This window comes from Caloramator australicus RC3 (assembly GCF_000297115.1).
GTDB classification, from domain to species: domain Bacteria; phylum Bacillota; class Clostridia; order Clostridiales; family Caloramatoraceae; genus Caloramator; species Caloramator australicus.
Window position 1 is genome coordinate 19,769 of sequence record NZ_CAKP01000122.1, and the last position, 20,258, is coordinate 40,026.

Genomic DNA, 20,258 nt, shown 5'->3' on the forward strand with positions numbered 1-20,258 from the left:
ACTATTCACCTCTCGCTTTATTGAGCATATCTGGGACAGGACTTGCATCCGTATGATCATTATCAAGATAATGTAGTTCAGCCTTTATATCAACAATATGGCCATTTTTATTATGCTTTATTCTTACATTATCAAATCTTGCATCATCTTGATATTTAGAAAGATAATTTCCTAATATCTCAATTGCATTATATTCCGTCACGCTATCATAAACACTAAAATACTCACTTTCAGGTATTTGAAGGGTTATTTCATAAAGTCCATCCCTTTGAATCCTGGTTTCTCTAATTCTATTTAGCATATTTTCTTCACCTCCAAATTACTATTAATATTTTTTCCTAACTAATCAAAATATAAACAAAAAACCTAAAGGCAATTTCGCCTTTAGGTTCAATTTACTTTATAACCTTCTTTAAAGCCCTTGAAAGTGGAATAGCAACAATGGCACTGACAATCGCCTGAACTAAGTTACCTGGGACAGCAGTCATTGCAGTTGCAAAACCATAAAGAACAGTTTCATATATAAAATATCCCAATACCATCCAAAGACCCGCTATAAAATAAGCCGAATAAATAAAATAAGGATTAAATTTCCTATCAAATATTCTAAGCAATGTCCCTGCAATAAATCCTTCCAAACCCTTAATTATAAATGTTCCGGGTGCATATATATTATACCCTAGGTAAATATCTGAAAAGGCTGACCCTATACCTCCAGAAATAAATCCAATATTACTTCCTAATATACTTGAAATAACAAAAATAAAAATATCTCCAAAATTAATATACCCCTTTACATACGGGATTTTAATAACTATTGTTGCAACAAAAACAAGCGCAATACCAAAACCTGAATAAATTATTTTTCTAAATTTTTCTGTCCTCATAATCCCCCTCCTATTGTATCGATACATTTAATCAATTGTTTGTTCATATATATAATATTCAAAAAAATAAGTTTGTCAATACAAAAAAATGAACTATAGCAAAACTATAGTTCAGATTGTAGACAAACTCTCATTGGTGTTTAGACTTTACAAGAGCCCCGGAAGGATTAGGAAAGGCATCTCTCATGAGCTCTAGCAATTCTTGCTTTTCGACTTTTCAAAAGTCCGTAATTCTGCACACGGACGTGCAGAGCCGAGTGGCCGACACGGATGTCGGCTCACGAGGGTAGGACTTTTGAAAACAAAGAAAAGCTTTGAATAGCTTAGCGAAATGAGCGAATGCCAGGGAAATCCTTCACGGGGCTTATCAAAAAACAACTTTTTCAACAGTCTGGACTATAGCAAAGCTATAGTTCATTTTTTTCTAAATAATTTAGCTATCTCAACAACTACTAATGGAGCTATTGAGCACAATAGGACCACTACAAGTTGTTCTCTATTTAATAATGTTACTTTAAATATCCTTCTTAAGAAGGAAGTCGATAAAACCGTAATTTGAATAAATAAAGATATTAGAACAGCAAGATTTAAGTATCTATTTTTAAATATGCCACTTGCAATTACTGACTTTAATTCATATCTATTATTATAAGCATGAACTAACTGTGATAAACTTAAAGTAAAAAATGCCATGGTTCTTCCAATTAACTCATATTCTTCAAAGGAAAGGCCTTGCTTTTTACCATAGTTAACACCATATACATAAGCAATTAGAGTTAAAGCTCCTATCAATATACCTTGTATCAATATTCTAAAACCCGTCCCTTTAGAAAATATTCCTTCATTAGGATCTCGTGGCGGTTGTTTCATTACTCCTTCTTCAGCAGGTTCCATTCCTAATGCCAAAGCTGGGAGGCTGTCCGTTACAAGATTTACCCAAAGTATGTGAATAGGCAATAAAGGTTCAGCCCATCCTAAAAGCGTTGCAACAAAGAGTGTAACTATCTCTCCTATATTACATGATAACAAATAGCTTATGGACTTTTTAATATTAGAATAAATCGTCCTTCCTTCCTCTACTGCCGCTACAATAGTTGCAAAATTATCGTCAGTGAGGACCATATCAGCAGCTTCCTTGGCAACATCTGTTCCGGTTATCCCCATCGCTGCACCAATATTTGCAGTCTTTAAAGCCGGTGCGTCATTAACTCCATCTCCTGTCATTGCAACAATTTGACCATTCCTTTTCCATGCTTCAACGATTCTTACCTTATGCTCTGGTGAAACCCTCGCATAAACGCTATACCTAGTTACATTATTAAACAACTCCTCATCGCTCATTTTTTCAAGTTCTACACCGGTAATAGCTTCTTCATCGCTGTTTAAAATTCCAAGTTCTTTAGCAATAGCAATTGCTGTTGTCTTATGGTCTCCTGTTATCATTACAGGCTTAATACCAGCGGTTTTACACTTTTTAACAGCATCCTTTGCTTCTTCCCTTGGAGGATCTATCATGCCTATTAAAGCAACAAAAATTAAATCCTTTTCAGCATTATTAATATCCACTTCATTTGTGTTTTTATATCCTACTGCTAAAACCCTTAATGCCTTAGCAGCCATCTCTTCATTAGCTCTTTTTATTCTTTCAATATCATCATTTGTTATTTCTCTCACAGCATTGTTATCTAAAATAAACTTACATTTAGATAATAATATATCTGGCGCTCCCTTTACATTAACTTCTATCTTATCTTCATATCTATTAAATGTTGTCATTAGTTTTCTATCTGAATCAAAAGGTATCTCATCAATCCTTAAATACTGCTTTTCTAACTCCCTTTTATCAATTCCTGCCTTTAATGCTATGTCAACTAAAGCTGTTTCTGTCGGATCCCCCAAAGTGACTATCTTTCCATTTTCTTCAACAACTTTAGTATCGTTGCAAAGATTAGCAATTATTAAAGCCTTTTTAGCATCTAATATATCATCTGCATAACCGTTTACTGTAAATATTTCTTTTACTGTCATCTTGTTTTGGGTTAAAGTTCCGGTCTTATCAGAACAAATTACAGTAGCGCATCCTAAAGTCTCAACCGCAGGTAATTTTCTTATTATGGCATTCCTTTTTATCATTTTTTGAACACCTACAGCAAGAACAATTGTAACTACTGCAGGTAGTCCCTCAGGAATTGCAGCAACAGCAAGGGCAATTGAAGTCATAAACATATCAAATAATTCATGACCTCTTAATATTCCTACCAAAAACATAACTGCACAGATAACTAATGCCGTTATTCCCATCCATTTGCCTGCTTCTTCTAATTTTACTTGCAAAGGTGTCTGTTCCTCTTCTACATTAGAGAGCATATCTGCAATTTTACCTATCTCCGTTTTCATACCAGTTGCAACAACTACACCCTTGCCTCTCCCATATGTAACCATGGAGGACATAAAGGCCATGTTCTTTCTATCTCCAATTGAAATATTTTCATTATCTAATGCTTCACTACTCTTTTCAACCGGAACGGATTCACCTGTTAATGAGGATTCTTCTATCTTTAAATTTACTGCTTCTATAAGCCTCAAATCCGCTGGAACAAATCTACCTGCCTCTAGAACTACTATATCTCCAGGAACAATTTCCCTTACAGGAATCTCTTTTGAAATTCCATTTCTTACAACTACAGCAAGAGGTGCTGCCATCTTTTTTAGTGCACTAAGAGATTTTTCAGCTTTGTTCTCTTGAATAACGCCAAGAACAGCGTTTAAAATTACTACAAATAAGATTATTATTGAGTCAGCAATCTCTCCAACAAATCCAGATATTAAGGCAGCAACTATTAAAATTATTACTAAAAAGTCCTTAAATTGATCTAAAAATCTTTGAAATAATGATTTTGTTTTTCTTTCCTTAAATTCGTTATACCCAAACTCTGATAGCCTCCTTTTGACTTCTTCATCCGATATACCATTTTCATTTGTATTAAGTTCTGAAAATATTTCTTGTTTAGTAAGCATATAGAACGGCTTCATATAATCCCTCCTTAGAATATTTTTTCAAAAATAAAAGACCTTTATCCATGGATATCCATAGATAAAGGTCTTACTCACAAGGTTTCCCTTGCTAACCGACCGGGCTTTCGCCGAGGTGACGATCGGTTAAGGCTTAGGCCGAGTTACTCCCCTTTACATGTATAATTATAGTCACTTTATTTTTTTTGTCAATCTGTCATTATCCTCCTCAAATTCGACTGCTTTAATTTTAGTAGAATATCTTTTATAAATAAAAGGTATTAAACTCAAAAGCAAAAGTAAAAGTATTGCTATATAAAATTTTTTAGACTTTATATTTTTAAGGGAACTACCAAAGTAGCTATAAATAAAAGTCCCAGGAATAATGCCTATTATAGTTCCTAAAAGGTAATCCTTGAATGTTATGTTAGAAATTCCACAAATATAACTTACAGCATCAAAGGGTAGTATTGGAACAACCCTTAAAATAAATGTAATAATAAATCCGTTTTCCTTTGAATTTATTTTTATTCTGCTGTATCTTCCTTTTAATAACCTATCCACCAAATCCTTTCCAAATTTTTTTGCTAAAAAATAAGCAATTATTGAACCTAAAATACTTCCAACCAAAGTATAAAAGGTTCCTAATAATGCACCAAAAATTAATCCTCCCAATGTTGAAAAAATACCAACTGGTAAAAGTAGAAGTGGTCTTACGGTGCATAATATTAAAAATATAAAAGGTGCAATAACTTTATTATAACCAATTATGCCTCTTAACTTATTTATATCATAAAGCTGATATTTAATTAATAAGAACAATGAAATAGATAAAAACAATAAAATAATTAAAACATTTCTTTTTATACTTTTTTCGCCTATAACCTCTTTATGCATCAGTTTAACCCCTTTACTCATCCTTTTTAGTTAATTTTATCATTTTATGTGTATTATTTCAATTAAATTAAATATTTTTCAATTCATTGTATATTTTTATGTTTATTGGAAATATTATTAACATCACCAATATAAGTTAGGAGGTTTTTTTTATGGCAGACAAATCTATAATCTGCAAAGACTGCGGTAAAGAATTTATATTTACTGAAGGTGAGCAAAAATTCTACAAAGAAAAGGGATTTGAAAACGATCCAGTAAGATGTCCAAAATGTAGAAAAGCAAAAAAACAAGAGCGAAGACCTTCAGCAAGATAAGGGGAGTTATCCCCTTTTTTTATGTTACATAATTTTTATTAGATTTTTCATAGATTTAATGTTATAATAACCTTAAAATATTAGGAGGTTAATTTATGGAAAAAGTCGCTCTTGTTACCGACAGCTCATGTGATCTTCCACAAAGGATAATAGACGAATACGGAATTAATGTAATTCCTCTAAGGATCATATATAAAAACAATGAATATAGAGATGGAATGGATATTAAACCTATTGAAATTTATCAAAACTTAGATATTGAGGTTCCCAAAACGTCAATGCCATCTCCTTATGATGTTGTTTCAAAACTAAACGAATTAAAACAAAAAGGATTTACCCATTGCATTGCATTAACTATATCTTCAGGCTTAAGCGGCACATATGATATGTTCAAACTTGTTAAGGAAGAAATCAGCGATATTTATATATCAGTAGTAGATTCGAAAATTCTTTCCTTAGGACTTGGGCTTTTAGTCTATGAAACAGCTAAAATGATAAAAAACGGATACCATTATGATGAAATTTTAGATAAAATAGAAGTTTTAAAAAATAGAGTAAAAGGATTTTTTACAGTTGATACATTAGAATATTTAAAAAAGGGCGGGAGAATTAGCGGTTTTGCTGCTAAAATAGGATCTTTATTAAATCTTAAACCAATAATTTCTGTAGATGAACATGGCAAATATTATATGTTTTCAAAGGTCAGGGGAAAAAATCAAGCTGTAGCAAAGATGATTGATGAATTACTTTTGTATTCTAAAAATTATAAATCTATAATAGTTGGTATTCCCCATGCAAATGTAGAAAATGAAGCCAATGAACTTGCAAATAAAATTAAAAATATATCTTCTGTTAAAGAAATTATAGTAAACGAAGTAAGTCCTGCTCTTGGAGTGCATTCTGGGCCTGGACTTATAGGTTTAACTTTTTTACCAATAGAATAAGGGGCACAAGCCCCTTAAATTATTTTATTCTTAAAAAAGTCTTTCAAAAATAATCCCTCTACTTTTTTACGTATTTTATCAACATCAGTAATATAAAGATTTAATTCCTTCATCCTTTCAAAGTAAACAGCCCCCGCAAAGGTATATCTTTGCTTTAAACCTTCAATAGTTTGTTTGCTTTCATTTTCAAATTTTATTATATCCCCAACCGCAAGCGAAGTAGGAAGTTCTACCAAATTCAATCCAAGCCCTGCTCTTACTGCATTATATCCTGCCAATGTTCCCGTTACAATAGCTTCTGTATGTCCAACAAAGAGCCCGCTCTTTTCTCCACCTACAAATAAATTGTCAATACCAACTACCTTCATATGATTATCCCTTGGTGCCATTGATAGATACCTTATCGAATTAGCTTTGCCTCCTGAATAGGGGTCTATAAATCTTGCTCTTTCAAATCCAGGAATTTTTCTAAGTTTTTCTAAAGGATAATAGCTTGTCATTAGTTTTGCATGGCCTGTATCTAATAAGACAATATTTTCAGCAAATTCCTTTAGAGCATATTGTTGACAGACTTTATTTTTTAATTTATCTAAATTTATATCTTCTTTAGGAACCGGAATAACTACTACTCCATCTTTATCTAGTTGTTCTTGTAATTCTTTAGAGAGGGAATCCTTTTCTAATTTGCAGGATCCGCTCATGGCACCAAAACTTTCATCCCCTCTAAGTCCTTGAAGATCTTCAACCCCCGCCCTCATTGAAATACTTATTCTTGGTCCATAAGATGGGCAACGCAATATACACATTGAACAACCGTTTCCATATCTTAAGCAATTCCCAATAGGTCCCGTAGATCCAGTAGTTTCAATAAAAACATCCCCTTCAATTTCGGTTCCATCGTGTAAATAAACAGATTTAATTCTTCTCCCTTCCATTTCTACATCTACAACTCTATTTTCAAACATAATATTAATTCCCATTGAATATAAATATTTTCTAACCTCAGCTTCAATAATATTAACATCATATAAAGTTGCATGTTTGTGGCCTGGGAATTCAACATTTTTGTGCCTTGCACATCTATCAGCTATTTCAAATAGGTCTCCTCCTCCTAGGGCTATCATCTCTTCTGCGGCTGTCCATCTACCATTATTTCTAATTATTCCTCCAACATTTCCAAGTCCCAAAAGCATATCAGTTTTTTCAATAATTAAAACCTCAGCACCACATTTTTTAGCCTGTAATGCAGCTGCACAACCTGCCCATCCTCCACCTATAACAATTACCATCATATATTAACATCCCCTTTTATATTGATGAAAACCTCCGCAGGATTATATTGTTGTTTACATCCCCTAATAACTTGTCCGTTGCAAAGTTTTAAATGACAACTCCCGCATACACCCTCACCACACGTCATCAAAGCATTATTTACCGTTGCAAAGTTTAAATTTTTATTTACTGAATAAATATAATTAAGATAAAGTCTATGAAACTCATCGCTGCCACCTGACATAGTTACTTTAAAATCATGCTTTCTCATCAGCTCATTAATTAGTTTCTTAAACTCATCCTTAAGTGTATAATTTGAATAGTCTATCATGTTGACATCGTATACTTTGCATCCTAAATCTAAAAATTCTTTTTTGGCAAAATTTTCGTTACTACGTCCTTTGTCTAATATGACAATTACATTATTATTGTGTTTTTTTAATTTGTTCGCCACCATAACGCAGGGCGATGCAGCAACTCCCCTTGCAGATATTAATATTTCACTATTTTTTAAGTTTTTTAGAAATATCTGACCTTGAACTCCATTCCAGTATGGACCTTTAATCTCAACTTTTTCTTTGCAATCTAAAATATCTTTTGTTTTTACCCCCAATATTTTAATTGCCATTGTAATTACATTATTTTTTATATTGCTTTTCATAATCGAAACTGGCATTGCAAAACAGTGAGGGGATTGGGGCTTTTTTAAAAATACATATGATCCGATATTATTTAATTGTTTTGCTAAATATGGGTTTACAAATACCTCCATTATAATCAAATCATCTCTTAGAAAATTGATGCTCTTTAGGACATATTCTTTAAAATCTCTTGCTTTTTTGGCTTTATTATTGTTCCACGTATATTCTTGAAAAATACAAGTTCCCTTCCAGTTTAGGCAATCACAAAAGGCCCTTCCTTTTAATTGAGAACAAATAATGCACTCACCCTTTTCTGCTAAATAGCAAGGACAATATTCCGTGCCAGCATCAATACAGTCTACAAATTTAAACATGACCGTCCCCCCTTCCCATATAATTAAAATATTCATTATTGTTAATTTTGGTTACAAAAAATGAGCTGTTATTTTCTAACAGCTCGTAAAAATACATCCTTTATCATGTCTATAAAGTTTTTTCTTCTAACATCTCTATCACTTATCAAAGGGGACTTTGATATAATACTATCATCAATTTTCACTACAACATTCCCCACTATCTCATCTTTTGCTATGGGCGCAAATAGCACCGAAGGTGAAAAAAGCTCAACTTTGATTTTATTCTTTTCTTCTGGAAGAATAGGTAAATATAAGTCTGATTTTGTTTGGGCAAAGATATTTTTTTCGGTTCCTCCATAAAGCGGAATATTTTTTATTATTTCATTTCTATCAAAAGCTTTTATAAAAATATAATTTTTTGATGCATATTGCACTAACTTCTCTGCATCCTTCCATCTATCCGCACTATTTAAAACTACACAGATATATCTTCCAAACTTGTGTCTAACTGATGCTACTAAACATTTGCCTGCATTACCAGTGTATCCCGTTTTAACACCATCAGAGTTATCAACTCTAAACAAAAATTTATTTATATTGTTATAAGAATACTTAAAAGGTCCTGTAATTCCACTAGAAATTTCTTTTGTTGCAACTATTTTTGCAAATAAATCATTTTTCATTGCATATGCAGTTATTTTTGCTAAATCGTTAGCAGTTGTAAAATGATCCTCTGCATCTAGCCCATGGGGCGTAATGAAACTTGTGTTTAATGCCCCAATTTCTAATGCTTTATCATTCATCAGTTTAACAAAATTTTGCACATTACCAGCGATATGTTCAGCAATAGCAACTGCAGCATCGTTTCCCGATTTTAGCATAAGTCCATAAAGAAGTTCTTCTAAAGTCACTTTATCGCCTGCTCTAAGACCAGCTGAACTTCCAGGCACCGATGCTGCTTTAGTTGAAACTGTAACTACGTCTTTTATATTTCCCCTCTCAATAGCCACAATGGCAGTCATTATCTTAGTAGTGCTTGCCATTGGCAATATTTTGTTTCCATTTTTGCTATACAAAATTCTACCAGATTCTTGATCTAATATTGTGGCCGCCACACAATTTAAGTTTAATTCTTTAGAATTTGCTAAAACATTTAAGCAAGGGACTGAAAGAATAAATAAAGAAAAAATAACTATAAAAATTCTTCTCAATTTTGTCCTACCTCCATAGCCTTAATTTATGTTGCATTAAAACCTCCATCTTCGCTTGAATATGCATTTTTTATATTTACACTTTTATCTTTTTTAAAATAATTTACAATATCTTCAATAAGATCAGGTATTCCATCTATAATTCTTTCAATTGAATTAGCTTGATTTACAGGAAGTAACTTTACCGAATCCTTTGAAACTACTAAAAATGCTACTGGACTTACAGCCATCCCTGCACCGCTTCCGCCGCCGAATGGAAATTTTGCTTTTTCATCGATTTTTCCTTCCCTTGCAAATTCACTTCCTCCAGATGCAAAGCCTATGCTAACCTTCGAAATGGGAATTATGACACTTCCGTCCTTAGTTTCCACTGGATCGCCAACTATCGTGTTGACATCTATCATCTCCTTGAGGCTATCCATTGTAGTTCTCATTAATGCTTCTATTGGATGTTCCATACCTAAAACCACCCTTTCCTTTTTTCTTTATGTATTTTGATAAAAAAATTATTGACATCCATATTAAATAAAGATTTTGAATTTTTATTAGAATATCTAATTTAAGATCATATAATTCTTTGTCGAATACAGGAATAATATTTATTTTTTGATTATAGTTTTTAAATGTATCTTTCAGTATTGGATAAAGCGAACCTAAAAAAGAATTTATCATACCATAAAGTATAGCAGTAATATGCGGTTCCTTCGTCCCAAATAAAAAATATATATCTAAATTTACATCAAGACGGTGAAGTAAATTACTTATTAAATCTCTAACTAATTCTAATATTTCTACATTACCTCTTGTTTTTTCTTTCCTGACAGACTTAGTTTTATTTTTCTCTTTAATATTTTTTTCAAATAAGTTTATTTTTATAACATATAAAAAATTTAATTTAATATTTAGTTTGTTTAAATTAAAATATATTTCTATATACGTTTTTGAAAATATAACTACAATAATAAAAAAAATGGATAATAATAGTAATAATTTCATATAATTCACCCCATAAACAAAAAAGGAAGAATAAATATATCTTCATATATTTATTCTTCCTTTTTTTCCAAATTAAATTCAATTAAATTTGGTAATTCACTTAAATTTTTAAATCCAAAATACTTTAAAAATTCTTCCGTTGTTTCATAAATTATTGGTCTTCCAACTGTTTCTAATCTACCAGCCTCACGAATTAATCCATATTCTAATAAGGTTGAAATTGCCTTATCGCTTCTTACTCCTCTAATCTCATCTATTTCAGATTTAGTTATAGGTTGTTTATATGCAATAATTGCTAAGGTTTCTAAGGCAGCCTGTGACAAATTATGTTTTGATTCAGGCCTAAAAAGCTTTCTTATAAAACTGCTATATTCAGGTTTTGTAGAAAACTGAAGCTTATCATTAAATTCCAATATAAAAATTCCTCTTTTTTCGTTTTCATATTCATCAATCATTTCCTTAATAATCCATTCAAAATCCTTCTCATAAATATTTAATACATTGATCAAATCCTTTTTTAATACTGCTTCACCTGAAACAAACAATATACTTTCAATGATACCTTTTATTCTATCTATATCCCTCTGTGTTTTTAAATCAAATAAGTATTCCTCCATTAATTTACCATCCCCTCGATTAATATATCTGAAAAATTATCCTCTTGAAACACCTTAATATGTCTTAACTTAATCAACTCCAGCATAGCTAAAAATATAACTACAATTTCCAGTTTTGTTCTTGCACTAGTAAAAAATTCGCTAAATTTCATCTTCTTTTTATTTTTTAAAAGTCTTAATATCTCATCCATCTTATCCTCAATCTTATATTCATCATGATCTATGTTTTGGGAAATGCTACTTCGCTTATTATACCTTTTTTTGTATGAATCCATTACCCTTTTAAAGGCATGCATAATATTTTCTAAATTAACATTTTTTAAAAAGATGTCTTTATTTTCTTTAATGTCATCAATAACTTCAGGTTCCTTGAAATATAATTCATAATCCTGAGTTATTTCCCTTAAAAAATTAGCAAACTCTTTAAATTTTTTATATTCTACTAGTTTTTCAACAAGTTCTATTCTTGGATCCTGATCAGCAGCCTCTTCTTCATTTATTTTTGGCTTTGGAAGAAGCATCTTAGATTTTAGCTCCAATAAAGTTGCAGCCATAACTATAAATTCACTGGCTATTTCTAAGTCTAATTCCTCCATAGCCTTAAGATACTCTAAATATTGTTCAGTAATCTCAGTTATAGGTATATTATAAATATCAACTTCTGCCTTTTTAATCAAATGCAATAAAAGGTCCAAAGGGCCTTCAAAAACATCAAGTTTTATATTAATAGACATATAATCACCTGCTAACTAATTGTATTGCAATAACAATTACTCCATTAAATACAAACTCAATCAACCTAGCTATAAAATTTTCAAAGGGTGGAAACATCAATAGTAGGAACAAAATAAATATTCCTTTGCCTTCAATTGAATAAATTAAATCAGCTATTTTCCCCCTAAATAATTCAGCAAAAATCTTTGAACCATCAAGGGGAGGAAATGGGAGCATATTAAATACAGCGAAACCAACATTGATCAAGATTAAATCCTTTAAAAAATAAATAACCGCATAAGATTCAGGCTGAAACTTAAAATAAATAATTGCAGCCAAGAATGATAACAATAAATTAGATACCGGTCCTGCTAATGATGTCAAAATAGTCCCAAGTCTTTGATTTTTATAATTAGAAGGATTTATAGGAACTGGCTTTGCCCAACCGAACTTAAATAAAAATAATGATAAAAGTCCTAATAAGTCCACATGGGAGAAGGGATTTATAGTTAATCTATTATAATATTTGGGAGTTTCATCCCCTTGGGCAGTTGAAATCAATGCATGGGAGTATTCATGGACAGTCAAAGACAAAACTATAGCAATTGCAGTTAATATAAAAGTTCCAAAATCATAATTGTTCATCTTATTCTCTCCCCCAAAATTCCAATAATTTTTCTATTTTATAACTCACTATATCTTCCTTTTCAAGTCCTTTAAAGTCACTTTTAATCCCATCTATATTTCGAATATAATTAGTAATACTTTCATGTTTACTGAATAAACAATATAATACTTTTTTATTGATTTTATTTATATTTATTATTAAATACCTATATAATTCCTTAACATTATCGCCTATTAATTTATCAACCTGCTTTAGCAATTCACAATTTAATTTAAAATTATTACTAAGGTTTAGGATTTCCATTGATTTTAAGATAATTTCTTCATCATTTTTATAAAATAAAACAATAAATTTTTCTTCATCTTTTAGATTGTTGAACTCTTCCTCATCAAAATTCATATTTAGTTTAAAATCATCGCCGATTAAAGTATTAAACAGTTTTAATTCCTGTAAGATACTCAAAGTATATTTAATATTTTTTCTTGTAATGCTGCAATAATCTCATTTCTAAGTCTATTTCCTGGCAATAAATTAACATATCCAATAGATAAAGCAAGTTTAATCAAGTCAAAGGTCCTTTTGTCGAAATTAAAGTTAAATCGTGAAGCATATTTTATTCCCCTAAAAATTCTTGATGGATCATCTCTAAAGCTCAAATCATGCAATACCCTTATCCTTTTCTCTTTAATATCCTCTAACCCATTAAAAGGATCAATTAAAATTTTGCCTTTTATGTCATAGGCTAAAGAATTTATAGTAAAGTCTCTTCTTTTTAAATCTTCATAGATATTCGTAGGAAATACAATTGGTTTAGATGCAGGGACAGGATAAAACTCCCTTCGCGACATAGCTAAATCTATTCTTTTATCTTTATATTGTAAAATTGCCGTTCTATAGTGCTTATGATACTTAAAATCAAAATTTAATTCCTTTGAAAGGTTTTCTAAAATATAAAAATAATCATCTTCTTCTGCTTCTACAACAAAATCGTAGTCCATTGGTTCTAAAGAAAGAATTTTATCCCTTATAGCTCCCCCAACTAAATAAAACTTAAAATCATATCTATCAAATAACTTTTTAAAATAACTTATTATTTCATCACTTTCAATATTAATATTCATGTCCATCACCCTAAAAATGAGCATCTACTTAAGTATATAATTTTTATTTAAGAGATTCAAGAGATAATTTAAACGGGTAGAATTGCCTACCCGTTTACTATCTTAAGTTTAAATATATTTTAAACATCTTCTCCAGCAAATCAAAATAAGTTGCCTTATTAATATCTTGGTCTACAATAACTTGTGCTTGAGCATAAACCTTTTCCCCTTCAACTGCTTTTATAATCCCAACTGCATCACCCTTTTTAATCGGAAGCTTTAGATCTTTAAAAAGTTCAATTTTTGTTTCATAATTAATCTTCGTTCCTTTTTCCAATAAAATTTTTAAATCTTCGTTAGCTATTAATTTTACTTTTTCAGGCTTTGCCATTGGCAATTTAATTTCGCCAACAATATCACCCTTTTTTACAACGGTAATAGATTCATACTTTGCAAATCCAGTATCCAATAGCTTTGCTGCCATCTCATTTCTTTCCTTTGCTGATGGAGCACCCATTACTACTGCAATGAACCTTATTCCATTTCTTTGAGCTGTTGCTGATATACAATACATAGATTCCTTTACATAACCAGTTTTTAATCCATCACATCCATGATAGCTTTTTATCATTTTATTTCTATTAACAAGAGTAAAAGGTTCCTTTCGACCTTCGCTAATAGTTTCCATCCATATTTTGGTATAGTCCAAAATTTTTGGATGTTTTAAAAGTTCCCTAGACATTATAGCTACATCTAAAGCTGAGGTATAATGATTTGGATCAAAGAATCCAGTGCAATTTACAAAATGAGTGTTATTCATACCAAGTTCCTTTGCTCTTTTGTTCATCTTCTCAACAAACGCTTCCTCTGTTCCTGCCAAAAATTCTGCAAGGGCAACCGACGCATCATTTGCCGATTCTACTGCAACACCCTTTAAAAGTTCCTCAACAGTTCTTATTTCACCCTGCTCCAAAAACATAGTGCTTCCGCCCATGGATTTTGCTCTTGGACTTACGACGACCTTATCAGTAAGTTTAATATCTCCCCTGTCTATGGCCTCCATAGTTAGTAGCATTACCATTATTTTGGTAACGCTTGCTGGATAAACCTTCTCGTTTGCATTCATTTCATATAAAATTTTGCCTGATGAGTTCTCCATAAGCAGAGCTGATCTGCAATCCAGTTTTAATCCATCAGTATTTTTAGCAAAAACTTGAGTTGGAGTTAAGAGCATTATTAATGATATTAACAAAGCTATGTATCTTCTCATTAAATTCCCTCCCTGTTTTTTATCTAATTTTATTATTCCCTGCTTGAATCTTTTTATTATCTTACTTAGGAGGTATTCTCAATATAAAAAGCACGATATAAAACTATATCGTGCTTACAGATTGTAGACAAACTCTCATTGGTGTTTAGACTTTACAAGAGCCCCGTGAATGGATTTCAAAAAGGCATCTCTCATGAGTTTTAGCAATTCTTGCTTTTCGACTTTTCAAAAGTCCGTAATTCTGCACACGGAAGTGCAGAGCCGAGTGGCCGACAAGGATGTCGGCTCACGAGGGTAGGACTTTTGAAAACAAAGAAAAGCTTAGAATTGCTTAACGAAATGAGCGAATGCCAGGGAAATCCTTCACGGGGCTTATCAAAAAACAACTTTTTCAACAGTCTGAAAGCACGATATAAAACTATATCGTGCTTAGTATCTTTGTATTCCTTCTTTTGTAACAACACCAAAAATAAGTGGTCTGTGTTCTGGTTTTTCCTTTGTTACTTGGAAGGCCCTCTTTAATCTTTCTTCACAATCCTTTAATTTGCTCATATCGTTTACATGAATATAAGCAAGCGGTTCTCCCTTTTCCACATAATCTCCAACCTTCTTATTTAAAACAACTCCAACAGCAAGGTCTATTTGGCTTTCCTTTGTTTCCCTACCTGCTCCTAAAACAAGGGCAGCTAAACCAACTTCAATTGCCACTATTTTATTTACATAGCCGCTTTCTTCTGCCTTAAACTCTATAATGTGTTCTGCCTTTGGTAAAAGTTCTGGATTATCTATAACTTCAGGATCTCCACCTTGAGCTGCAACAAATTCTTTGAATTTATTTAATGCTGCACCAGTTCTAATTGTATCTTCTAAAATCTCTCTTGCTGTTTCTACATTATCGGCCTTCTTTGCTAAAATAAGCATATATGAACCGAGGGTCATGCAAAGCTCATATAAATCCTTGGGGCCTTTTCCCTTCAGTGTATCAATCGCTTCCTTTACTTCTAAAGCATTACCAACAGCAAATCCAAGAGGTTCATCCATATCTGAAACTATGGCAATAGTATTTCTTCCTACATTAGTTCCGATATCCACCATCTCTTTTGCAAGGGCAAAGGAATCATCTAAAGTCTTCATAAATGCCCCTGCACCAGTTTTAACATCTAACACAATGGCATCAGCACCTGCTGCAATTTTTTTACTCATAATACTTGAAGCAATTAAAGATATATTATCAACAGTTGCAGTAACATCTCTCAAAGCATAAAGTTTTTTATCTGCAGGTGCTAAATTAGCAGTTTGACCTGCTACTGCAAGTTTTACTTTATTTACATTTTCAATAAATTTTTCCTTAGGCATTTCAATGCTAAGACCTTTTATTGATTCAAGTTTATCTAAAGTTCCACCAGTATGTCCAAGACCTCTTCCTGACATCTTTGCAACAGGTGCTCCTGCTGCTGCAACCATAGGCCCAAGAACTAAAGTTGTTGTATCTCCAACTCCCCCCGTTGAATGTTTGTCAACTTTGATTCCTTCAATTGCAGATAAATCAACAACTTCTCCTGAATTAACCATAGCCATTGTAAGGTCTGCAGTTTCCCTTTTATTCATCTTTTGAAAATAAATTGCCATAAGAAGGGCTGAAACTTGATAGTCTGGAATTTCTCCCTTAGTATACCCATTAACTACAAATTCAATTTCTTCTTTTGTTAGTTCTCCACCATTTCTTTTCTTCAAAATAATATCATACATTCTCATAGGATTATCCCCCTATTACATGGATTTGATGATTTCCTTAACTAATTTAACAAATTTTTCTGTTGCCTTTGCTGCTGTAGCAACAACCCTTTCATGATCAAGGGGCTCTAAATTATCTGGAATAGCCATGTCAGTAATACAAGAAATACCAAGAACCTTCATACCACCATGGTTTGCAACAATAACCTCAGGAACTGTTGACATTCCTACTGCATCTGCCCCCATATATCTTAACATTCTAAGTTCTGCCGGTGTCTCATAATTGGGTCCTGATACAGCAACATATACACCCTTTTGAACTTTAACATTTATCCTTTCGGCACATTCTTCTGCAAGCCTAATAAGTCCTCTATTATATGCCTCCGACATATCAGGAAACCTTGGTCCAAGCTCCTCATAGTTTTTACCTATAAGTGGATTAGCTCCTATCATATTTATATGGTCTATAATAATCATTAGGTCACCCGCTTCAAATTCTGGATTCATTCCCCCAGCTGCGTTTGTGACGATTATCTTTTCAATGCCCAATGCCCTCATAACTCTTATAGGCAAAGTCACGTCCTTTAAATCGTGTCCTTCGTAATAATGGAATCTTCCATTCATGGCCATAACATATTTATCTCCAATGTATCCAAAAATAAATTCACCAGCATGCCCTACTACTGTTGACTCTGGGAAATGCGGAACTTCGCTGTATTTAATAACCATTTTGTTTTCAATTTCGTCAGCAAGTTTTCCAAGTCCTGATCCCAATATAACAGCAACATCAGGTGTCCTTTCAATCTTGGATTTTATGTATTCCTTTGCCTCCATTATTTTTTCTAAATAATTCATTCTTATCCCTCCTACATTTTACTTACAATTCCTCTAACAAGCTTTATAAACTTTTCTCTAACCTTCATTGAAGTTTCAATAACTTCCTCATGATTAAGAGGTTGATCTAATATTCCAGCTGCCATATTAGTTATGCAGGAAATGCCTAATACCTTTATTCCTGAATGATTTGCCACTATAACCTCAGGAACTGTTGACATACCAACAGCATCTCCACCAAGCTTTCTTATTGCTCGTATTTCAGCTGGAGTTTCATAGTTAGGTCCTGTTAGCATAAAGTATACACCTTCGACAACAGGAACATCAATATCCTTGGAAACATTTTTGGCTATTTCTATTAATTCCTTATCATAAGGATTAGACATATCTGGAAATCTTGGTCCAAACTCTTCAATGTTTCGTCCTATTAATGGATTAGCCATTGAAAAATTAATATGGTCCTTTATAATCATAAGATCCCCTGGTTTAAAATTTGTATTTACTCCACCTGCCGCGTTCGTAACAATTAGCTTTTTAACTCCAAGCATTTTAAATACTCTAATAGGAAGCGTAACTTCCTTCATAGAATAACCTTCATAAAAATGGAATCTACCATTCATGAGCAATACATTTTTATCCTCTAATCTTCCAAAAATAAATTTACCCGCATGGCCTGCAACAGTGGAGACAGGAAAGTTTGGAATATCGCTATAAGGTATTTCAATTTTATCCTCAACTTCATCTGCTAATATTCCTAATCCAGAGCCTAGTATTATAGCAATTTCTGGAACATGTGGGATTTTGCTCTTTATAAATTCTGCTGCTTCCTTGATTTTAGTTAATTCCTGCATGATATCACCTCTTATTTTAATATTTCCTTTGCAAAACTTTCACCGTTTATGTTTGCATTTACATTTAAAAGTTCAGCTATTGTTTTTCCGATATCAGCAAAAGTTTTTCTTGTCCCTAAATTCACTCCACTTTTAATGTTTTTACCGTAAACTAATATTGGAATATATTCTCTTGAATGGTCTGTGCTTTCTGTGGTCGGATCACAACCATGATCAGCTGTTATTATAAGGACATCATCATCCCTTAAATTATCAATTATTTCAGGAATCCTTGCATCAAAATCCATTAAGGCTTTAGCATATCCTTGGACATCATTTCTGTGCCCATAGAGCATATCGAAGTCAACTAAATTAGTGAAAATTAATCCCTTTGTATTCATCTTCATATATTCGATTGTTTTATCTACTCCATCCATATTATTTTTAGTATGCACTGCCTTTGTTATTCCATATCCATCATAAATATCTTCTATTTTTCCAACTGCACATACATCCATTCCACTTTCTTGAATATAGTTTAACAATGTTTTATTAAATGGTTTCAAAGCAAAATCTCTTCTGTTGGATGTTCTTTTATAGTTCCCTGATGTTCCTATAAAAGGTCTTGCAATTACTCTTCCTACGCCATGTTCTCCAACGAGCATTTCTCTTGCAATTCTGCACATTTCATAAAGCCTTTCAAGAGGAATAACCTCCTCGTGGGCTGCAATTTGAAATACGCTATCTGCAGATGTATAAACTATTGGATAGCCTGTCTTAACATGCTCATCTCCTAATTCCTCTATGATAGCTGTTCCAGATGCCGGTTTATTCCCTAGAGTTTTCGTTCCTATTCTTCTTTCAAATTCTTCTATTAACTCTTTTGGAAAGCCATTTGGATATGTAGGGAAAGGTCTTTCAAGAATAAGCCCAGCAATTTCCCAATGTCCTGTAGTAGTATCTTTACCTTTAGACATTTCACCTGATCTTCCATAGCTTCCTTCTGGTGCATCAACAGGCTCAATACCCTTTATGTCATCTATATTTCCAAGGCCTAATCTTTGCATATTTGGAAGTTTTAATCCCCCAATTGCCTTAGAAATATTACCTAAAGTGTCACTTCCTTGATCGTTATAAGTATGAGCATCTGGTAATTCGCCTATTCCAACGCTGTCCATAACTATCAAAACAACGCGGTTAATCATAAAATATCCTCCTTCGCACAGCCAGTAAATATTTTTGGAATTTTATTATACAACATTTTTAAAAAAATAAAAAGGGCATTATGCCCTTGGATGCGATTTTTTATAAACTTCACCAATTTTATATTTGTAAAGTTCTGCATAGATTTGAGTTGTTGATATATCTGAATGTCCTAATAATTCCTGTAAAGATTTTAAATCCGCTCCATTTTCTATCAAATGTGCTGCAAAGGAATGCCTTATTATGTTTGGAGTTATTTCTTTTTGTATATTAGCCAAATTAGCATAATACTTTAATATTTTCCAAAAACCCTGTCTTGTCATCCTATCTCCTTTATTGTTGACAAAGAGTGCTTTTTCTTCCTTTCCTGCCAATAATTTATCCCTTAGTGTCATATATTTTCATAGTGTAAAATTATTGTAGGACGAAAAAGGACAAAAAATTTAAAAGAGACAACCCCTGTGGTAAAATAAAAAGTGGAAAAAACACAAATCAATAAGGGGGTGTCTCTTTTGAATAATATTATACAACATGATATTATACAACAACATTTAATAAATTTCACTACTAAATTAATAAAAAATGTAGAAGAAATGCTGTCAAAAGAATGGGATTTTACAAAACTTGTTGAGGTAGTTAAAGAATCGACTGATGAACTTGGAAGGAATATAATAAAAGACTTTTTAGAAGAATTAGATAAAGCGATTAAAGAAGATGATAAGAGAAAAAAGGAATGGATAGTTGAAAGAAAAGACAAGAAAAGTATTTATTACGCTCCTAGGAGGAATAGAATATTCA

At 32.2% G+C, this 20,258-nt stretch carries 22 protein-coding genes and 1 pseudogene; 3 read left to right on the plus strand and 20 right to left on the minus strand.

Annotated elements, in window-relative coordinates; genetic code table 11:
• Position 1: 1 nt before the first annotated feature.
• The 4 genes from CAAU_RS11710 to CAAU_RS11725 form a co-directional block, all read right to left on the minus strand.
• Positions 2 to 301, minus strand: coding sequence for a hypothetical protein (locus tag CAAU_RS11710; RefSeq protein ID WP_008909651.1), 300 nt, complete (start codon positions 299 to 301; stop codon positions 2 to 4).
• A 94-nt stretch (positions 302 to 395) separates the two neighbouring features.
• The gene (locus tag CAAU_RS11715; RefSeq protein ID WP_008909652.1) at positions 396 to 887 is read right to left on the minus strand and encodes an ECF transporter S component; all 492 of its coding nucleotides are present in this window, start codon (positions 885 to 887) and stop codon (positions 396 to 398) included.
• 414 nt (positions 888 to 1,301) lie between these two features.
• Positions 1,302 to 3,920 carry a calcium-translocating P-type ATPase, SERCA-type gene (locus tag CAAU_RS11720; protein ID WP_008909653.1) on the minus strand — a complete coding sequence of 873 codons (2,619 nt, stop codon included), beginning with the start codon at positions 3,918 to 3,920 and terminating at the stop codon, positions 1,302 to 1,304.
• 171 nt (positions 3,921 to 4,091) lie between these two features.
• Positions 4,092 to 4,796 (minus strand): TVP38/TMEM64 family protein, encoded by a 705-nt coding sequence (locus CAAU_RS11725; RefSeq protein ID WP_008909654.1) that lies wholly within the window; start codon positions 4,794 to 4,796, stop codon positions 4,092 to 4,094.
• A 152-nt stretch (positions 4,797 to 4,948) separates the two neighbouring features.
• Between CAAU_RS11725 and CAAU_RS11730 the strand changes: the two genes are divergently transcribed.
• Both CAAU_RS11730 and CAAU_RS11735 read left to right on the plus strand, forming a co-directional pair.
• Positions 4,949 to 5,110 carry a zinc-ribbon domain-containing protein gene (locus CAAU_RS11730; protein ID WP_008909655.1) on the plus strand — a complete coding sequence of 54 codons (162 nt, stop codon included), beginning with the start codon at positions 4,949 to 4,951 and terminating at the stop codon, positions 5,108 to 5,110.
• Between the two features lie 95 nt (positions 5,111 to 5,205).
• Entirely contained in the window at positions 5,206 to 6,054 is an 849-nt protein-coding gene (locus CAAU_RS11735) for a DegV family protein (protein ID WP_008909656.1), read from the plus strand.
• A gap of 14 nt (positions 6,055 to 6,068) precedes the next feature.
• Here the strand turns inward: CAAU_RS11735 and CAAU_RS11740 are convergent, their stop codons facing one another.
• The 16 genes and pseudogenes from CAAU_RS11740 to CAAU_RS11815 form a co-directional block, all read right to left on the minus strand.
• Positions 6,069 to 7,346, minus strand: a complete 1,278-nt coding sequence (locus CAAU_RS11740; RefSeq protein WP_008909657.1) for an FAD-dependent oxidoreductase — start codon at positions 7,344 to 7,346, stop codon at positions 6,069 to 6,071.
• On the minus strand, positions 7,343 to 8,341 hold the full coding sequence (locus CAAU_RS11745; protein ID WP_008909658.1) for a sulfide/dihydroorotate dehydrogenase-like FAD/NAD-binding protein: 999 nt from the start codon (positions 8,339 to 8,341) through the stop codon (positions 7,343 to 7,345). The genes CAAU_RS11740 and CAAU_RS11745 overlap by 4 nt, the downstream gene beginning before the upstream one ends.
• Positions 8,342 to 8,409: 68 nt before the next feature.
• Positions 8,410 to 9,534, minus strand: a complete 1,125-nt coding sequence (locus CAAU_RS11750) for a D-alanyl-D-alanine carboxypeptidase family protein (protein ID WP_008909659.1) — start codon at positions 9,532 to 9,534, stop codon at positions 8,410 to 8,412.
• A 26-nt stretch (positions 9,535 to 9,560) separates the two neighbouring features.
• The gene (gene ytfJ / locus CAAU_RS11755; protein ID WP_008909660.1) at positions 9,561 to 9,992 is read right to left on the minus strand and encodes a GerW family sporulation protein; all 432 of its coding nucleotides are present in this window, start codon (positions 9,990 to 9,992) and stop codon (positions 9,561 to 9,563) included.
• Positions 9,949 to 10,530 carry a DUF2953 domain-containing protein gene (locus CAAU_RS11760; RefSeq protein ID WP_008909661.1) on the minus strand — a complete coding sequence of 194 codons (582 nt, stop codon included), beginning with the start codon at positions 10,528 to 10,530 and terminating at the stop codon, positions 9,949 to 9,951. Before CAAU_RS11760 ends, ytfJ begins: the two co-directional genes overlap by 44 nt.
• A 50-nt stretch (positions 10,531 to 10,580) precedes the next feature.
• Complete coding sequence (scpB, locus tag CAAU_RS11765) at positions 10,581 to 11,147, minus strand: SMC-Scp complex subunit ScpB (protein ID WP_008909662.1); 567 nt, start codon at positions 11,145 to 11,147, stop codon at positions 10,581 to 10,583.
• On the minus strand, positions 11,147 to 11,881 hold the full coding sequence (locus tag CAAU_RS11770; RefSeq protein ID WP_008909663.1) for a segregation/condensation protein A: 735 nt from the start codon (positions 11,879 to 11,881) through the stop codon (positions 11,147 to 11,149). The genes scpB and CAAU_RS11770 overlap by 1 nt, the downstream gene beginning before the upstream one ends.
• Before the next feature lie 4 nt (positions 11,882 to 11,885).
• On the minus strand, positions 11,886 to 12,506 hold the full coding sequence (locus tag CAAU_RS11775; RefSeq protein ID WP_008909664.1) for a site-2 protease family protein: 621 nt from the start codon (positions 12,504 to 12,506) through the stop codon (positions 11,886 to 11,888).
• A gap of 1 nt (position 12,507) precedes the next feature.
• Positions 12,508 to 12,888, minus strand: a complete 381-nt coding sequence (locus tag CAAU_RS11780; protein WP_008909665.1) for a hypothetical protein — start codon at positions 12,886 to 12,888, stop codon at positions 12,508 to 12,510.
• A gap of 59 nt (positions 12,889 to 12,947) precedes the next feature.
• Complete coding sequence (locus CAAU_RS11785; RefSeq protein ID WP_008909666.1) at positions 12,948 to 13,610, minus strand: tRNA nucleotidyltransferase/poly(A) polymerase family protein; 663 nt, start codon at positions 13,608 to 13,610, stop codon at positions 12,948 to 12,950.
• A gap of 97 nt (positions 13,611 to 13,707) precedes the next feature.
• The gene (locus tag CAAU_RS11790) at positions 13,708 to 14,859 is read right to left on the minus strand and encodes a D-alanyl-D-alanine carboxypeptidase family protein (protein WP_008909667.1); all 1,152 of its coding nucleotides are present in this window, start codon (positions 14,857 to 14,859) and stop codon (positions 13,708 to 13,710) included.
• Between the two features lie 429 nt (positions 14,860 to 15,288).
• The gene (locus tag CAAU_RS11795) at positions 15,289 to 16,614 is read right to left on the minus strand and encodes a pyrimidine-nucleoside phosphorylase (protein ID WP_008909668.1); all 1,326 of its coding nucleotides are present in this window, start codon (positions 16,612 to 16,614) and stop codon (positions 15,289 to 15,291) included.
• Positions 16,615 to 16,629: 15 nt separating this feature from the next.
• Complete coding sequence (locus CAAU_RS11800; protein WP_008909669.1) at positions 16,630 to 17,448, minus strand: purine-nucleoside phosphorylase; 819 nt, start codon at positions 17,446 to 17,448, stop codon at positions 16,630 to 16,632.
• An 11-nt stretch (positions 17,449 to 17,459) separates the two neighbouring features.
• On the minus strand, positions 17,460 to 18,278 hold the full coding sequence (locus CAAU_RS11805; RefSeq protein WP_008909670.1) for a purine-nucleoside phosphorylase: 819 nt from the start codon (positions 18,276 to 18,278) through the stop codon (positions 17,460 to 17,462).
• An 11-nt stretch (positions 18,279 to 18,289) separates the two neighbouring features.
• Complete coding sequence (locus tag CAAU_RS11810; protein WP_008909671.1) at positions 18,290 to 19,462, minus strand: phosphopentomutase; 1,173 nt, start codon at positions 19,460 to 19,462, stop codon at positions 18,290 to 18,292.
• Between the two features lie 78 nt (positions 19,463 to 19,540).
• Positions 19,541 to 19,846: pseudogene (locus CAAU_RS11815) on the minus strand (tyrosine-type recombinase/integrase); the annotation flags it as partial.
• A gap of 126 nt (positions 19,847 to 19,972) precedes the next feature.
• Between CAAU_RS11815 and CAAU_RS11820 the strand changes: the two are divergent.
• Positions 19,973 to 20,258 (plus strand): UPF0236 family transposase-like protein (locus CAAU_RS11820; RefSeq protein ID WP_040306608.1); only part of this gene is annotated, 286 nt, incomplete at its 3' end.

What these genes read in the sequence shown, in the direction of transcription:
- CAAU_RS11715 (WP_008909652.1), bottom strand. Translation starts at nt 887, where the DNA reads ATGAGGACAGAAAAATTTAGAAAAATAATTTATTCAGGTTTTGGTATT.
- CAAU_RS11735 (WP_008909656.1), top strand. Translation starts at nt 5,206, where the DNA reads ATGGAAAAAGTCGCTCTTGTTACCGACAGCTCATGTGATCTTCCACAA.
- CAAU_RS11745 (WP_008909658.1), bottom strand. Translation starts at nt 8,341, where the DNA reads ATGTTTAAATTTGTAGACTGTATTGATGCTGGCACGGAATATTGTCCT.
- CAAU_RS11790 (WP_008909667.1), bottom strand. Translation starts at nt 14,859, where the DNA reads ATGAGAAGATACATAGCTTTGTTAATATCATTAATAATGCTCTTAACT.
- CAAU_RS11740 (WP_008909657.1), bottom strand. Translation starts at nt 7,346, where the DNA reads ATGATGGTAATTGTTATAGGTGGAGGATGGGCAGGTTGTGCAGCTGCA.
- CAAU_RS11725 (WP_008909654.1), bottom strand. Translation starts at nt 4,796, where the DNA reads ATGCATAAAGAGGTTATAGGCGAAAAAAGTATAAAAAGAAATGTTTTA.
- CAAU_RS11760 (WP_008909661.1), bottom strand. Translation starts at nt 10,530, where the DNA reads ATGAAATTATTACTATTATTATCCATTTTTTTTATTATTGTAGTTATA.
- CAAU_RS11770 (WP_008909663.1), bottom strand. Translation starts at nt 11,881, where the DNA reads ATGTCTATTAATATAAAACTTGATGTTTTTGAAGGCCCTTTGGACCTT.
- CAAU_RS11775 (WP_008909664.1), bottom strand. Translation starts at nt 12,506, where the DNA reads ATGAACAATTATGATTTTGGAACTTTTATATTAACTGCAATTGCTATA.
- CAAU_RS11805 (WP_008909670.1), bottom strand. Translation starts at nt 18,278, where the DNA reads ATGCAGGAATTAACTAAAATCAAGGAAGCAGCAGAATTTATAAAGAGC.
- ytfJ (WP_008909660.1), bottom strand. Translation starts at nt 9,992, where the DNA reads ATGGAACATCCAATAGAAGCATTAATGAGAACTACAATGGATAGCCTC.
- CAAU_RS11730 (WP_008909655.1), top strand. Translation starts at nt 4,949, where the DNA reads ATGGCAGACAAATCTATAATCTGCAAAGACTGCGGTAAAGAATTTATA.
- CAAU_RS11710 (WP_008909651.1), bottom strand. Translation starts at nt 301, where the DNA reads ATGCTAAATAGAATTAGAGAAACCAGGATTCAAAGGGATGGACTTTAT.
- CAAU_RS11800 (WP_008909669.1), bottom strand. Translation starts at nt 17,448, where the DNA reads ATGAATTATTTAGAAAAAATAATGGAGGCAAAGGAATACATAAAATCC.
- CAAU_RS11785 (WP_008909666.1), bottom strand. Translation starts at nt 13,610, where the DNA reads ATGAATATTAATATTGAAAGTGATGAAATAATAAGTTATTTTAAAAAG.
- scpB (WP_008909662.1), bottom strand. Translation starts at nt 11,147, where the DNA reads ATGGAGGAATACTTATTTGATTTAAAAACACAGAGGGATATAGATAGA.
- CAAU_RS11720 (WP_008909653.1), bottom strand. Translation starts at nt 3,920, where the DNA reads ATGAAGCCGTTCTATATGCTTACTAAACAAGAAATATTTTCAGAACTT.
- CAAU_RS11780 (WP_008909665.1), bottom strand. Translation starts at nt 12,888, where the DNA reads ATGAATTTTGATGAGGAAGAGTTCAACAATCTAAAAGATGAAGAAAAA.
- CAAU_RS11795 (WP_008909668.1), bottom strand. Translation starts at nt 16,614, where the DNA reads ATGAGAATGTATGATATTATTTTGAAGAAAAGAAATGGTGGAGAACTA.
- CAAU_RS11810 (WP_008909671.1), bottom strand. Translation starts at nt 19,462, where the DNA reads ATGATTAACCGCGTTGTTTTGATAGTTATGGACAGCGTTGGAATAGGC.